Origin of the sequence: Streptomyces pactum (assembly GCF_002005225.1) — a bacterium.
Classification (GTDB): domain Bacteria; phylum Actinomycetota; class Actinomycetes; order Streptomycetales; family Streptomycetaceae; genus Streptomyces; species Streptomyces pactum_A.
The window spans coordinates 4,958,536-4,973,077 of record NZ_CP019724.1 but is presented as its reverse complement, the minus strand read 5'-3'; the positions used below and the strand labels follow the sequence as shown (position 1 = coordinate 4,973,077).

Annotated in this window: 12 protein-coding genes; 6 read left to right on the top strand and 6 right to left on the bottom strand. The window is 73.4% G+C overall.

All coding sequences use genetic code 11. From position 1 onward, the window contains the following. Window positions 1–60: 60 nt before the first annotated feature. Entirely contained in the window at window positions 61–1,176 is a 1,116-nt protein-coding gene (locus B1H29_RS21195) for an ADP-ribosylglycohydrolase family protein (protein ID WP_055417428.1), read from the bottom strand. A gap of 105 nt (window positions 1,177–1,281) precedes the next feature. Further along, window positions 1,282–2,178, bottom strand: a complete 897-nt coding sequence (locus B1H29_RS21190; protein WP_055417429.1) for a LysR family transcriptional regulator — start codon at window positions 2,176–2,178, stop codon at window positions 1,282–1,284. An 88-nt stretch (window positions 2,179–2,266) separates the two neighbouring features. On the opposite strand from B1H29_RS21190, the gene B1H29_RS21185 reads away from it, so the two are divergent. Next, window positions 2,267–2,632, top strand: a complete 366-nt coding sequence (locus tag B1H29_RS21185) for a DoxX family protein (RefSeq protein WP_055417430.1) — start codon at window positions 2,267–2,269, stop codon at window positions 2,630–2,632. 338 nt (window positions 2,633–2,970) lie between these two features. Here the strand turns inward: B1H29_RS21185 and B1H29_RS21180 are convergent, their stop codons facing one another. Then, complete coding sequence (locus B1H29_RS21180) at window positions 2,971–3,633, bottom strand: hypothetical protein (protein WP_055417431.1); 663 nt, start codon at window positions 3,631–3,633, stop codon at window positions 2,971–2,973. Between the two features lie 52 nt (window positions 3,634–3,685). On the opposite strand from B1H29_RS21180, the gene B1H29_RS21175 reads away from it, so the two are divergent. Beyond that, window positions 3,686–4,192: a DUF2165 domain-containing protein gene (locus B1H29_RS21175; RefSeq protein WP_055417432.1), complete on the top strand. Its 507-nt coding sequence runs from the start codon at window positions 3,686–3,688 to the stop codon at window positions 4,190–4,192. Here B1H29_RS21175 and B1H29_RS21170 read toward each other — a convergent pair. Both B1H29_RS21170 and B1H29_RS21165 read right to left on the bottom strand, forming a co-directional pair. Beyond that, entirely contained in the window at window positions 4,176–4,739 is a 564-nt protein-coding gene (locus B1H29_RS21170; protein WP_167392551.1) for a hypothetical protein, read from the bottom strand. The two genes, B1H29_RS21175 and B1H29_RS21170, sit on opposite strands and share 17 nt — an antisense overlap. A 92-nt stretch (window positions 4,740–4,831) precedes the next feature. Continuing rightward, window positions 4,832–7,435, bottom strand: coding sequence for a bifunctional FO biosynthesis protein CofGH (locus B1H29_RS21165; RefSeq protein WP_055417434.1), 2,604 nt, complete (start codon window positions 7,433–7,435; stop codon window positions 4,832–4,834). Between the two features lie 206 nt (window positions 7,436–7,641). Here B1H29_RS21165 and B1H29_RS21160 point away from each other — a divergent pair, with 206 nt between their 5' ends. Next, window positions 7,642–9,192, top strand: coding sequence for a CehA/McbA family metallohydrolase (locus tag B1H29_RS21160; protein ID WP_055417435.1), 1,551 nt, complete (start codon window positions 7,642–7,644; stop codon window positions 9,190–9,192). 368 nt (window positions 9,193–9,560) lie between these two features. Here the strand turns inward: B1H29_RS21160 and B1H29_RS21155 are convergent, their stop codons facing one another. Next, window positions 9,561–10,379, bottom strand: coding sequence for an endonuclease/exonuclease/phosphatase family protein (locus tag B1H29_RS21155; protein WP_055417799.1), 819 nt, complete (start codon window positions 10,377–10,379; stop codon window positions 9,561–9,563). 94 nt (window positions 10,380–10,473) lie between these two features. Between B1H29_RS21155 and B1H29_RS21150 the strand changes: the two genes are divergently transcribed. The 3 genes from B1H29_RS21150 (at window position 10,474) to B1H29_RS21140 (ending at window position 14,368) form a co-directional block, all read left to right on the top strand. Further along, the gene (locus B1H29_RS21150; RefSeq protein WP_055417436.1) at window positions 10,474–10,890 is read left to right on the top strand and encodes a nitroreductase family deazaflavin-dependent oxidoreductase; all 417 of its coding nucleotides are present in this window, start codon (window positions 10,474–10,476) and stop codon (window positions 10,888–10,890) included. A gap of 102 nt (window positions 10,891–10,992) precedes the next feature. Next, window positions 10,993–13,968, top strand: coding sequence for an AfsR/SARP family transcriptional regulator (locus tag B1H29_RS21145; protein WP_055417437.1), 2,976 nt, complete (start codon window positions 10,993–10,995; stop codon window positions 13,966–13,968). 214 nt (window positions 13,969–14,182) lie between these two features. Next, entirely contained in the window at window positions 14,183–14,368 is a 186-nt protein-coding gene (locus B1H29_RS21140; protein WP_055417438.1) for a hypothetical protein, read from the top strand. Window positions 14,369–14,542 lie beyond the last annotated feature (174 nt).

Below are 14,542 nucleotides of genomic sequence, written 5' to 3'. Positions count from 1 at the left end.
CCGCTGCCCGCCCGCCCCGTTTTCCGCTTCCCCCGCCCGACCCGTTTCCCGGCCGGTCGGCTAGGCCCGCGGGTAGCGGGTCAGCCACCCCGGTGACGACCCCGCGGGGCCGTGCAGCGCGGGGCCCTGGGTCATCTCCATGGCGAAGTCGTCGGCCAGTTCCAGGATCGTCGGGCGGCCCTCCAGCTCGGCCAGCCAGGCCGGCGGGAGGGCCGTCTCCCCGTGCAGCGCGCCGAGCAGTCCGCCGGTGAGGGCGCCGGTCGTGGCGGAGGGCCCGCCGTGGTTGACGGCGAGCCGCAACCCGTGCCGTACGTCCTCGCCGACGAGGGCGCAGTACACGGCGGCGGCCACCAGTCCTTCCGCCGTTCCCCGGCCGATCAGTTCGGTCACCCGTCCCGGGCCCGGCAGCCCTTGCCGTACCGCGCCGAGCGCGTGCTGGAGGGCGTCCGACACGGGCTGGTGCCCCGGTCTGGCGGCGAACAGGGCGAGTCCCCGCTGCACGGCACCGTCCAGGCTCTCCCCGCGCGCCAGCCCGTGCACGATCACCGCGTACGCGCCCGCCGCCAGGTAGCCGGTGGGGTGGCCGTGGGTCTGCGCCGCGCACTCCACGGCGAGCTGGGCGACCAGTTGCGGCTCCCAGCCGACCAGGAGTCCGAACGGCGCGGACCTGGCGGCGGCCTCGGGCCCGCGCTCGCCGGGGTTCTTCGGCGCTTCCGGCGTACCCATCGTCTCGTCGCCGAGTCCGAGCAGCAGCGCGCGTGACGCGTCCCGGCGGGCGTACAGCCACTCCTCGTGGGCCAGCCAGCCGTCGTCCTTGCGCCGCAGATCGGGCCCCCAGTCGCGCTGGGTGGCGGCCCAGCGCCGGTACGCCCGGTGCAGGTCGGTCGGCGGATGCCAGGCGCCGGTGTCCCGCCGTACCTGCGCGCGGATCAGCCCGTCCACGGAGAACAGGGTGAGCTGCGTGAGGTGGGTGACGGCACCGCGCCGGCCGTACGCGGAGGCCAGGTCGGCGAGGCCCTCCGCGCCGTGCGCCGCCCGGATGGCGTCGAGGTCCAGCCCGTCGACGGGCGCGCCGAGGGCGTCCCCGACGGCCGCCCCGAGCAGCGTCCCGCGTACCCGGCTGCGGAAGTCCTGCTGCTCGGCACGCCCCCAGACGGCACCGGCTGTCGCGCCCAACTGGACCTCCCCTCGGCACTGCCCACACGGCTGTCCTACGTACGACGTCCAGCACTGTATTCGAACGAGGGCGGTTGGTTCAGGGCCCGACGGGTGTGTAGACGTTCACGTGGCGATGTGTGCCTCGCGGCAGCAGTGGACGAAGTCCTGGACGACGGGGTCGGTGTCGTCGGCGGGTGCCCAGGCGACACCGACCGTGCTGGGGCTCACTGCGGTGACGGGACGGTAGACGACGCCGGGGCGGGTGTAGAAGCGGGCCGCGGATTCGGGGGCGAGGGCGATGCCGTATCCGTTGGCGATGGCGCTGAGCCAGTCGTCCGGCTGTTCGGTGACCGCGCCGATGCGCACCGGGTGGCCGTCGCGCTCGTCTGCGGCCAGCCAGTGCTCCCGCCACGGGCCCGTTTCGGGTGGGGCCGCCACGAACGGCTCGTCCCACAGGTCCCGGAAGGCAATCACCTCGCGAGCGGCGAGGGGGTGCGCCTCGGGCAGGGCGACGCAGCGGGGTTCGCTGAACAGCACCGTCACCCGCAGCGCGTCCTGACCCGGGAACGGCAGCCGCACGAGGGCGACGTCGACGTCCGAGTCCGCGAGCCCGGCGGCGGGGTTCGACCAGGAGGCCTGGCGCATCTCGGCTCGCCAGCCCGGCCGGCGCCGGGCGAACTCGGCGATGATCGGCTGCGTCGCCTCGTTGGCGGCGCTGGCGAGGAACCCGACCCGCAGGACGCGGGCCGCCCGGCTCGCCGCGGACCTCGTCTCCCGCAGCGCCGCCTGCCACCCGGCCAGCAGGGCGGGGACCCGGTCCGCGAGGGCCCGGCCCGGCCCGGTGAGGGTCATGCCCGTCCTCGACCGCGTGAACAGGTCCACTCCGAGCCCGGCCTCCAACTGCCGGATCTGCTTGGTCAGCGCGGGCTGGGAGACGAACAGCCGCTCGGCGGCCCGGGTGAGGCTCCCTTCCTCCGCCACGGCCACGAAGTACCGCAGCAGCCGCGTGTCGACATCCATGCCGCCAGGTTATAGGCGCAGGTATTGGACGTCGCGGCGGGACGGGACCGAGGCTTGACCCAGGGAAAACGAGTGGGAGGTAAGGCACGTGTTCACGGCCTACGTCATCGTCACCGTCGTCGCGGTCGCGGCGAACGCCGGAATCGCCGTCGCGGACCTGACGGGGGCCCGGTTCGTCCTCGCCAACTCGGCCGAGGTGAAGGTCCCGGCGTCGTGGATCCCGGGACTCGCCGTGCTCAAGGCCGCCGGAGCCGCCGGGCTCCTCATCGGTCTCCTGGGCCCGCGGTCCCTCGGCGTCGCCGCGGCGGTGGGTCTCGTCCTCTTCTTCGTCGGCGCGGTCGTCGCGCACCTGCGCACGCGGGTCTTCCACAACATCGCCTTCCCCGCCGGCTACCTGGTCCTGAACGCGGCCGCGCTCTTCCTGGCCGCCGCGGAGGGCCCTGTCGTGCCGTAAAGCGTGAACACTTCGGGCCTGACTGTTCACGGGAGGCTCATTTGAGCGACTGGAGGACATTCTCCCGTCGAGTGTTCACGCAAAAGGGCGGTGGGTGGGCTACGCGACCCTCCCGGCCGCACGGGACCCGGTCGCCCCGGGCGTCGGCCGCCTGCCCGTGCCGGACGGCATTCGCCGCCATCTCGGCCACGACCTGTGCCGCCTCCTCGGACGGCAGTCCCAGTCGTCGAGTCGGCGCTCCGTGAGCGGCCGAACGAGCCGGACACCTCGCCGCGTCGCGGACCACCGGATCGCGGACCACCGGATCGCGGACGCCTCGCGGACGGGTTCCGCGACGTTCACGGGCGGCGGGGCCGGCCGCGGCGGAGGGACTCGCGGTAGGCGTCGGCCAGCGCGTCGAGGTCTCGGCGCCGCTCGTCCCGCAGGGCGCGTGCTTCGCCGCTCCCGGGGTCCAGGAGGTGGCCGAGCGGACTGACGTGGCGCCGGAAGCCGACGCTCTCCCACGGATGCGTGCCGGTGGCGACCGCGCTGCAGCCGTCGGCGAGGTGCCAGATCGCCTCGGAGGCGAGGATCGGCCCCAGACCGAAGCCCCGCCAGGCCTCCTCCAGCCGTACGTCGAAGAGGACGAGCAGGTCGCCGTCGGGGCACGTCATGGCGTCCCGGAACTCCTGGCGGTAGCCGCCCCCGCCCAGGTCGTAGACGCCCAGGACCAGGTTGGAGAGCCCCGTGTCGTAGCTTTCGGCGTCGGCGAACGGGAAGGGGCTGAACCTGTCGTCCATCCGCAGCCGGAAGAACCGCATCGAACCGATGTCGTCCTGGACGGTCTTCGTCGCGGACCACTTGGGCCGGTCCAGGAACCGGTTCGCCCAGACGGACACGTGCCATTCGTCGAGGCCTTGCCGGTCACCCTCCGAGCTGACGAAGTGCCACGACCGGTACTCCAGGTTCAGTCGCCGCGGGTCGCCGGGCAGGTCGTCGACGGAGCGCTTCGGGGAGATCACGTTTTCCGACCCTAGCCACCTGGAACGGCGCGCGCTCCGAGATAGTGCTTCCATGGCCAACATCCCACGCACGCTCCCTCTCGCAGCCACCGCCCTGACCGCGGTCCTCGCCCTCTACATCGCCCTCGTGGCCCTGGGGAACATCACGGACTTCGACAGCAACCAGCAGTTCGTGCACCACGTCCTGGCGATGGACACGACCTTCAAGGACGACGACCTGATGTGGCGGGCGATCACGAACACGGGCGTACAGGACGCCGCCTACGTCGCGATCATCGCCTGGGAGACGGTCGCCGCACTCGTGCTGGTCTACGCGACCTGGCTCTGGATACGCCGGGACCACACCCCCGCACGGCGCATGACCACGTACGGCACGCTCATGCTGATGCTGCTCTTCGGGGCCGGGTTCATCGCGATCGGCGGGGAGTGGTTCGCGATGTGGCAGTCGGAGGACTGGAACGGCCTGGACGCGGCGACGCGGGTCTTCCTGCTCAGCGGTGTCGTGCTGATCGTCGCCAACATGCCGTTCGGGCAGGCGGAGGCTACTCGACCACAGTGACCGTCGTCCCGGAGGTGCCGAACGCCCAGAGCGCGTCACCGTCCGCCTTGGGCAGCCGTATGCCGCCCGTCTTCGCGCCGGCGGAGGCCGGAGGCGGCGAGGAGCCGTCCACGGCGTTGGAGAAGGCGACCCAGACGCCGTCCTCCTGGGCGAAGTACATGATCTGCTCGACCTGAACCCCGTCGGAGCCCGTCGTCGGATCCTGGCGGCGGGTGCCGACGCTGTACTTGCCGGGGTCGGGGTCGACCGTGCCCGGCCACACCGTGAAGGACCGCCGGGCGGCGTCGCTGGCGTCGACCAGCCACACCCGGTCCTGCCCGACCGAGTAGACGACGCGCCGCCCGGTGCCGGAGCCGTCCGGTACCGGAGCCGGCGCGGTCTCCTTCGGTGCCGGGTGCGCGTCGGCCGAGGCCGACGGGCTCGGCTCGGCGGCCGCGGCGGTGGGACGGGGACCCTGGTCCGCCTGTACGGCCAGGGCGGTCACCGCCGCGACCGCCCCCACGGTCAGACCGGAGACCCAGGCCCATGAGGGAAGTCGGGCAGGCACGGGCACGCATCTCCTCAGCTACGAGAACCCCGACACACCGGGGGCCCGATCATCGTACTGCGGGCGGCCCGTGCCCCTGCCCCGGCCGGGTGTCAGTCCAGTACCGGCAGCAGCTCCGGCAGGTGACCGTCCGACGCCGTCGCCGCGCGCTGCCGCTCCTCGGGCACCGGGCCGTACAGCGTCGTCCGGGGCCTGGCCGGGCGGCCCGCCGCGTCCGCGACCGCGATCAGGTCCTTGACCGACTTGTACGAGCCGTAGGACGAGCCCGCCATGCGGGAGATCGTCTCCTCCATCAGGGTGCCGCCGAGGTCGTTCGCGCCGGAACGGAGCATCTCCGCCGCACCCTCCGTGCCCAGTTTCACCCAACTCGTCTGGATGTTGGGGATGTACGGGTGCAGGAGGAGGCGGGCCATCGCCGTGACCGCGCGGTTGTCGCGGACCGTCGGACCGGGGCGGGCGATCCCGGCGAGGTAGACCGGCGCGTTGGTGTGGATGAAGGGGAGCGTCACGAACTCCGTGAAACCGCCCGTGCGCTGCTGGATGCGGGCCAGGGTGCGCAGGTGGCCGAGCCAGTGGCGGGGCTGGTCGACGTGGCCGTACATCATCGTGGAGCTGGAACGGATGCCCAGTTCGTGCGCCGTCTCGATGACCTCGATCCACGTCGCCGTCGGCAGCTTGCCCTTGGTCAGGATCCAGCGGACCTCGTCGTCGAGGATCTCCGCCGCCGTGCCCGGGATCGAGTCCAGGCCCGCCTCCCTGGCCGCGCTCAGCCACTCGCGGACGGACATCCCGGTGCGGGTGGCGCCGTTGACGACCTCCATGGGCGAGAAGGCGTGCACGTGCATGCCGGGGACGCGTTCCTTGACGGCCTTCGCGATGTCGAAGTACGCCGTGCCGGGCAGGTCCGGGTGGATGCCGCCCTGCATGCAGACCTCGACCGCGCCCACGTCCCAGGCCTGCTGCGCGCGGTCGGCGACCTGCTCCAGGGAGAGCGTGTACGCGTCGGCGTCGGTGCGGCGCTGGGCAAAGGCGCAGAAGCGGCAGCCGGTGTAGCAGACGTTCGTGAAGTTGATGTTCCGGGTGACGATGTATGTCACGTCGTCGCCGGTCACCGACTTGCGGACGTCGTCGGCCACCTTGCACAGGGCGTCCAGCGCCGGGCCGTCGGCGTGCAGCAGGGCGAGGGCCTCGTCGTCCGTCAGCCGCGTCGGGTCGTCGGCCGCCGTCGCCAGCGCCTGGCGTACGTCGGTGTCGATGCGCTCCGGTGCCATGCCGGGGGCGGCGGCCTCGCGCAGGGCGCCCCAGTCGCCGTACACCTCGTCGAAGTCGTCGCGGCGGTCCGAGGTACGGCCCTCGGTGTCGATGGCCGTGTGCAGGTCGGTGCGGCCGGTCGCGGTGAACGCCTCGTCCGGTTCCTGCCACGGGTGGCCCTCGACCGTGGCGTCCGGGCGGGCCAGGCCGGTGGCCGGGTCGGCGAGGGCCGCCACGTGCGGGCGCAGCCGCGGGTCCAGCCAGGGCTCGCCGCGCTGGACGAACTCCGGGTAGACGCAGAGACGTTCACGCAGCTCGAAGCCGGCCGTCCGGGACCGCTCGGCGAGTTCGTCGATCCGCGGCCAGGGGCGCTCGGGGTTGACGTGGTCGATGGTGAGCGGGGAGACCCCGCCCCAGTCGTCGACGCCCGCGCCGATCAGCCGCTCGTACTCCGAGTCGACCAAATTCGGCGGGGCCTGGAGGCAGGCGGACGGGCCCATGATGTGCCGCGCGACGGCCACCGTGGCGACCAGCTCGTCCAGTTCCGCGTCCGGCATGCCGCGCATCGCCGTGTCCGGTTTGGCGCGGAAGTTCTGGATGATCAGTTCCTGGACGCCGTGGTAGGCGCGGGAGACCTTGCGGAGGGCGAACAGCGACTCCGCGCGCTCCTCGTAGGTCTCGCCGATGCCGATGAGGATGCCGGAGGTGAAGGGGACCGAGGAGCGGCCGGCGTCCTCCAGGACGCGCAGCCGTACGGCGGGTTCCTTGTCCGGGGAGCCGTGGTGCGGGCCGCCGGGCTCGGACCACAGGCGGGTGGCGGTGGTCTCCAGCATCATGCCCATGGAGGGCGCCACGGGCTTGAGCCGCTGGAAGTCCGTCCAGGTCATGACGCCGGGGTTGAGATGCGGCAGGAGGCCCGTCTCCTCCAGGATCCGGATCGAGATGGCGCGGACGTAGGCGATCGTGTCGTCGTAGCCGTGCGCGTCGAGCCATTCGCGGGCCTCGGGCCAGCGGTCCTCGGGCTTGTCGCCGAGGGTGATGAGGGCTTCCTTGCAGCCGAGGGCGGCGCCGCGCCGGGCGATGTCGAGGACCTCGTCGGGGGACATGAACATCCCGTGGCCCTCGCGGCGCAGCTTGCCGGGGACGGTGACGAAGGTGCAGTAGTGGCACTTGTCCCGGCACAGCCGGGTCAGCGGGACGAAGACGCTCTTCGAGTAGGTGATGACGCCGGGGCGCCCGGCCGCCGCCAGGCCCGCGTCCCGGACCCGGGCGGCGGACTCGGTGAGCGCGTCGAGGTGCACGCCGCGGGCCTGGAGCAGCACCGCGGCCTCGGACACGTCGAGGGCGACACCGTCCCGCGCGCGTTTGAGGGCGCGACGCAGGGAGTTCTCGGTGGGACCCGTGGGGTCGGTGGGTCCGGTTCCGGGGGTCGCGGAAGTCGTCATCCTTCGAGCATACGAGCGGGGTGATCAGGACGCCGGGCCCGTCCCGCCGGCCACCGCGGCGGTCCGCGTCCCCACCGCGCCGTTTCCGGCCCTCAATCCGTCGAACCCCTTTCCTTGCACGGGAGTTCACGGCTCAATACGAGGGTTGCACGCACCACCCCTGCACCACCGATGTCATGTCACTGACGACACCTGGGAGCAGCAGCATGTGCGAGGACGACCACGCCGGCACCGGCCCGGGCAGACGCGCCCTGTTCGTGACGGGAGCCGCCGCCGCGCTTACCTTGGGAAGCGTGAGCTTCGCCTCGGCGTCGGACCGGAGCAGCCCGGATCCGCGGACCAGGACCGTGCGCGGCACCCTTCCGCCCGGTTCCCCCGACTTCGTGTACGTCCCGGTCGAAGTCCCCTCGGGGGTCCGGGAGATCCACGTCGCCTACACCTACGACCGCCCCGCCGTCCCGGCCGGCACCCAGGGCAACGCCCTCGACATCGGCCTCTTCGACGAGCGCGGCACCGCCCTGGGCGGCCGGGGCTTCCGCGGCTGGTCGGGCGGGGCGCGCACGGAGTTCTTCGTCCGGGCCGACGAGGCGACACCGGGGTACGTGCCGGGGCCCGTGCGGGCGGGTGTGTGGCACATCGCGCTCGGCCCGTACACGGTGGCCCCGCAGGGGCTGTCGTACGAGATCACGATCACGCTGACGTACGGGGAGGAGGGCAGGGCCGTACGGCCGGTGTATCCGCCCGAGCGCGCCAAGGGGCGGGGGCGTGCCTGGTACCGGGGCGACTGCCACCTGCACTCCGTGTACTCCGACGGCCGCTACACCCTCGCCGAGATCGCGGCGCTCGCGCGGGCGGCGGGACTGGACTACATCAACTCCTCCGAGCACAACACGCACTCGGCGCACGCGCACTGGGCGAAGGAGGCCGGGGACGACCTGCTGATCCTGCTCGGCGAGGAGGTGACGACCCGCAACGGCCACGTCGTCGCCCTCGGCACCGATCCCGGCACCTTCGTCGACTGGCGCTACCGGGCGCGCGACAACCGCTTCGGCCGTTTCGCCCGCCAGATCCGCCGCGCCGGGGGCCTGGTCGTCCCGGCCCATCCGCACGCCACCTGCATCGGCTGCAACTGGAAGTTCGGGTTCGGGGAGGCGGACGCGGTCGAGGTGTGGAACGGGGCCTACACGCCCGACGACGAGGTGGCGCTGGCGGACTGGGACGGCATGCTGGTCGCCTCCGTGCGGGACGGGCGGGACGGGCGGGACGGGCGGGACGGCCGCGGCTGGATCCCGGCGATGGGCAGCAGCGACTCGCACCGCGCCCCGGACGTGATCGGCCGCCCGCAGACCGTGGTTTTCGCCGACGACCTGACCCGGGAGGCCATCCAGGAGGGCATCCGGGCGGGACGGTCGTACGTCGCCGAGTCGGCGAAGGTGTCGCTGGCCTTCACCGCGTCCGGCGGTCGGGGCGAGCACGCCGGCATCGGCGAGCGGCTGCGCGTGGACGCCGACACCCCGGTGACCGTCCGCCTGGAGGTGACGGGCGCCCCGCGCTGCACGGTGCGCTTCGTGACGGACCAGGGCGTGCTGTTCACCGGCGCACCGCTGCCGGTGTCCGGCGAGGGCGTCGTGGAGTGGCGGACGACCGCCTCGTACGCGGCGTACGTACGGGCGGAACTGCGCCACGAGGCGGCGGCGGGCCCCCTGCCGGGGGCACTGGCGGCGTTCACGAACCCGATCTTCCTGGGGCGGAGGTAGCCCGGGTTCCTGGGCGAGGGCGGACCCGTTTCCTGGAACGGGGCGGACCGGTGTCCGGGGCGGGGGCAGACCGGTCTCCCGGGGCGGCGGCAGACCGATCCGCCGGGGCGGGGGCAGACAGGCCTCCCACGGCGGGAGGGCAGACATGCCTCCAATGCGGGAGACAGACCGGCCCCCCACGGCGGAAGGCCAGACATGCCTCCAAAGCGGGAGACAGACCGGCCCCCCACGGCGGAAGGCCAGACATGCCTCCAAAGCGGGAGACAGACCGGCCCCCCACGGCGGAAGGCCAGACAGGCCTCCTTGGCGAGGCGGACCGGTTTCCCGGGGGCGGGGGAGGCCGGCCGTCCGGTCGCCGGCTCCTCGCGTCAGCTTCCGGCGAGGTCGGCGACGACCGCCGCGTGGTCGGAGGGCCACACACCGTCCACGGGACCGTCGCCCGCCCGCCGCACGGCACGTACGCGGCCGAGCCCGTCCGGCCCGGGCGGCCCCACGTGGACGTAGTCGATCCGCGTGCCCGGCACCGGCCCGTCGGGGATGTACGGGTTGGCGCCGTCCCAGGTGGCGGACGGGGCCGACGGGTCGGCGTACTCCCAGGCGTCCAGCAGGGCGGCCCGTCCGGGGGCGGCGGGCGCCGCCCGGGTGAGGAGCCGGACCTCGGCGGATTCGGGGCGCGCGTTGAAGTCCCCGGTCACGACGGGTGGGAAGCCGGTGCCGTGCCGGTGGGCGGCGACGAAGTCCGCGAGCGCGGCGGCCTGTTCGAGACGCACCGCCGAGGCATGGCGGCCCGAGTTCAGGTGGGCGGTGAAGAACGGCACCGGGTGGCCGGGCGCGTCCAGGCGGGCGTAGAGCGCGAGGCGCCCGTCGTCGAGTTCCCCGGGGGCGGGCAGACGCAGCGCCGCCCGCTCCACGACGGGCCACCGGCTGAGCACCGCGGTGCCGATGCCGACCGTGTCGTCGCCGATCCGCCGCTGCCAACGCTCAGGGGCCTCGCAGGCGGCCCAGGCGCAGTGCAGGCCGAGTTCGCCGGCCAGCCACTCGGCGAGGTTCGCGCCGTCGTCGGCGGCCCACACCTCCTGCAGGCCGACGACATCGGGCCGCAGCTCCCCCAGCACGGCGAGGATCGCCTTCTGCCGGTCGGCCCAAGGCCCGAACCGCCACCACACGTTCCAGGTCACGACCCGCACGACCACACCACCCGTCTCTTGAGCCCGCCCTCGCCCTCCCCTTGAGGTTTTCCGGGGAACATGGAGACATACGAGACGGGAGCGTGAACGAACGATGTCGAAGCCGTCCAACGCCGGGAACAAGGCCGAGAAGAAGTACCGGGCCGTCACGGCCTTCCAGCGCCGCCTCAACGCCGTGACGCGCCGTCTGCCGGCCCAGACCCTGCTGGAGACCACCGGCCGCACCTCCGGCCTCCCCCGCCGCACACCGGTCGGCGGACGCCGGGTCGACGACTCCTTCTGGTTGGTGTCGGAGTTCGGCGAGCGGTCCCAGTACGTCCGCAACATCAGGGCCGACGCGCGGGTACGGGTACGCATCCGGGGCCGCTGGCACCCGGGCACGGCCCACCTCCTCCCCGACGACGACCCGGTCGCGCGCCTGCGGCGCCTGCCCCGGCTCAACAGCGCGGCGGTGCGGGCCATGGGGGTCGGCACGGGGCTGCTGACGGTGCGGGTGGACCTGGAGGGATGAGGGAGCAGGTGAGGGACCTGTGATCGGTGTCTCCCACGGCTGACGAGGTCGGCATGAACAAGGCAAACTGACGTAGTTGCTCAGGATGTCTAGGGGGACTGCATGGACGGTGTACCGCGGGTTCCGGAGCAGCGGCGTCCCGGATCCCCGGCGGAACCGGAGAATACGACGGCGCTGCGCTTCGGTGTGCTCGGACCCGTGCGCGCCTGGCGCGGCGACGAACCGCTGGCCACCGGCTCCCCCCAGCAGCGGGCCCTGCTGGCCGCGCTGCTGCTCCGCGAGGGCCGTACGGCCACGGCCGCCGAGCTGATCGACGCCCTGTGGGGCGAGGAACCGCCGTCGCAGGCGCTGGCGGCGGTACGCACCTACGCGTCCCGGCTGCGGAAGATCCTGGACCCCGGCGTCCTGGTGAGCGAGTCGGGCGGATACGCCGTGCGGGGCCTGGCCGACGGGACGCTGGACCTGACCGCCGCCCAGGACCTGGCCGCCGAGGCGGAGAAGGCGCGGACCACCGGGGACCTGTGCCACGCCCGCGACGTACTGCGCCGCGCGCTGGCGCTGTGGGACGGCGAGGTACTGGCCGGCGTCCCGGGCCCCTACGCGGAGGCGCAACGCGTCCGCCTGGAGGAGTGGCGGCTCCAACTCCTGGAGACCTGCCTCGACATGGACCTGGAGCAGGGCTGCCACGCGGAGGCGGTCTCGGAACTGACGGCCCTCACGGCGGCGCACCCGCTGCGCGAACGCCTGCGCGAGCTGCTCATGCTGGCCCTCTACCGCAGCGGACGCCAGGCGGAGGCCCTCGCCGTCTACGCGGACACGCGGCGCCTGCTCGCCGACGAACTCGGCGTCGACCCGCGTCCCGGCCTCCAGGAACTCCAGCAGCGCATCCTCCGGGCCGACCCGGGCCTGGCCGAACCGTCGGCACCCGCCGCGGAGACGGCGCCGGCCCCGGTACGCCCGGCCCAGCTCCCCGCCACCGTCCCGGACTTCACGGGACGCGCGTCCTTCGTCCGCGAACTGAGCGACGTACTGTCCTCGGCCTCGGGGGACGGCGCCACCGCGGGCCGCGTCATGGCGGTCTCCGCCCTCGCGGGCATCGGCGGCGTCGGCAAGACCACCCTCGCGGTGCACGTCGCCCACCTGGCGCGGGCCACCTTCCCGGACGGGCAGCTCTACGTCGACCTCCAGGGCGCGGGCGCGCGGGCGGCGGAACCGGAGACGGTACTGGGCTCCTTCCTGCGCGCCCTGGGCACGGCCGACTCGGCCATCCCCGACTCCCTGGAGGAGCGAGCCGCCCTCTACCGCTCCGTCCTCGACGGCCGCCGTGTCCTCGTCCTCCTCGACAACGCCCGGGACGCCGCCCAGGTACGCCCGCTGCTGCCCGGCGCGGACGGCTGCGCGGCGCTGGTCACGTCGCGGGTGCGGATGCTGGACCTCGCCGGGGCGCACCTGGTCGACCTGGACGTGATGTCCCCGGACGAGGCGCTGGCCCTCTTCACGAGGATCGTGGGCGAGGAGCGGGTGGCCTCGGAGCGGGAGGCGGCGCTGGACGTGGCCGGGGCGTGCGGCTTCCTGCCCCTGGCCATCCGCATCGCCGCGTCCCGGCTGGCGGCCCGCCGCACGTGGACGGTGTCCGTCCTCGCCGCCAAGCTGGCCGACGAACGCCGCCGGCTCGACGAACTCCAGGCCGGCGACCTGGCGGTCAAGGCCACCTTCGAACTGGGCTACGGCCAACTGGAACCGGCCCAGGCACGGGCGTTCCGGCTCCTCGGCCTGGCCGACGGACCGGACATCTCCGTCGCGGCGGCGGCGGCGGTGCTGGACCTGCCCGCCGAGGACACCGAGGAGCTCCTGGAGTCCCTGGTCGACACGTCGCTGCTCGAATCGGCGGCACCGGGCCGGTACCGGTTCCACGACCTGGTCCGCCTCTACGCGCGTGCGTGCGCGGAACGGGACGAGCACCCGCCGAGCGAGCGGGGGGCCGCGCTGTCGCGGCTGCTGGACTTCTACCTGGCCACGGCGGCTGGGGTCTACGCGATCGAGCGGCCCGGGGACCGGTTGGTGGACGGTCTGGAGCCGACGGAGTACCCGGGGCTGACGTTCACCGACGGCTCGGCGGCACTGGACTGGCTGTACAGCGAGGCGGCGCCGCTGCTGGCCTGCGTACGGCAGTCCGTGGGGACGAGCAGGCTGCGGCGCGCGGTGGACCTGCTGTGGGCGGCCAAGGACCTGACGGAGTCCGGCGCCAACTCCCACCAGTACGAGACGACGGCCCGGGCGATGTGTGACGCCACGGGAGCCGCCGAGGACCCGCGCGCGGAAGGCAGGGCGCGGACGACCCTCACCAACGTCCTCCTGGTCTCAGGCCGCATCCAACAGGCCGCCGAGCAGGCGGAGCGGGCCATGACGCTCGCGGAGTCCGTGCGGGACGCGACCGCCGTGAGCTGGGTCGCCAACGACCGGGGACTGATCTCACTGCACCAGGGCCGGTACGCGGACGGGCGGGCCTTCCTGGAACAGGCCATCGAGGGCTACCGCGCGGCCGACAACCGTGCCGGCGAAGCACTCAGCCTGTGCAACCTCTCCCGCGCCCACCTGGGCATGGGCAACATCGCGAAGGCGGTGACCATCGCGCACCGCGGGCTGACCGCCCAGCTCGACATCGGCCGGACCATGCGCCTCGCCAACGGGCACTTCACCCTGGGCATCGCGCTGACCAAGGCCGACCGGCACAGCGACGCGCTCCACCAGTTCTCCGAAGCACTGCGCATCTTCGAGGACCACCGCCAGCGCCTCTGGCAGGGAACGACCAACTTCCGTATCGCCGAGGTGCATCTGGCGGCCCGCCGGCCGGCGCAGTCGGCCCGGCACGCCGAACAGGCGCTGGCGCTGGGCTGCATCGGCGGTGACCGCATGCGAGGGCACGTCCTGACGCTCCTGGGACGCTCGCTCTCCGGGCTCGGACAGGTCGACCGGGCCACGGCCTGCTGGCGAGAAGCGCTCAACCTCTTCCAGCAGTGCGGCGCGCCACAGGCCGAGGAGGTACGGGCGCTCCTCTCCCCCGCGACGGCCGCCTGAACCACCGCGTACCGGCGGGCCGGCGGGGGCGTTCAGCATTCGTTTATCGCCCTGGTGCACTGTCTTTCCTGTCACACCGTCGCGTCGGGGGGCAGGCGGGGTGGCCAGGAGCCCGGGGAAGTATCGTGCGGCTCCGAACGCCCGTCCGGCCGCCCACGGGGGAGCTTCCGGACGGGCGTTGCTCACTCGCCGACTTCGCAGCAGAGGATTGAACATGAGCGACAAGATGAAGGACGCGGAGGCCACTCCGCAGGACAACGCGATGCCGACGCCGCCGGCGAACGACGAGACTCTCACCACGCTCGACAACGCCATGCCCAGTGGGCCCGCCAAGGACACCATCACGACGATGGACAACGCCATGCCCGCCCCGCCCGCCCTGGACCCGGACGGCAAGTAGACCTTCCTGCACACGGGGATCGACCGCGGCGGCGCGGAGGGGAGCCGCCGCGGTCGACGCGTGTCCGGGGTCGTTCGCGGACCACCGGGCGGGTGTCGTCCACAGGCCTGGGACAGGCCCGCCGCCCCACGGCGGACTGACGCCGTGGAGGACGAGGGCGAGGACCTCGCGCGC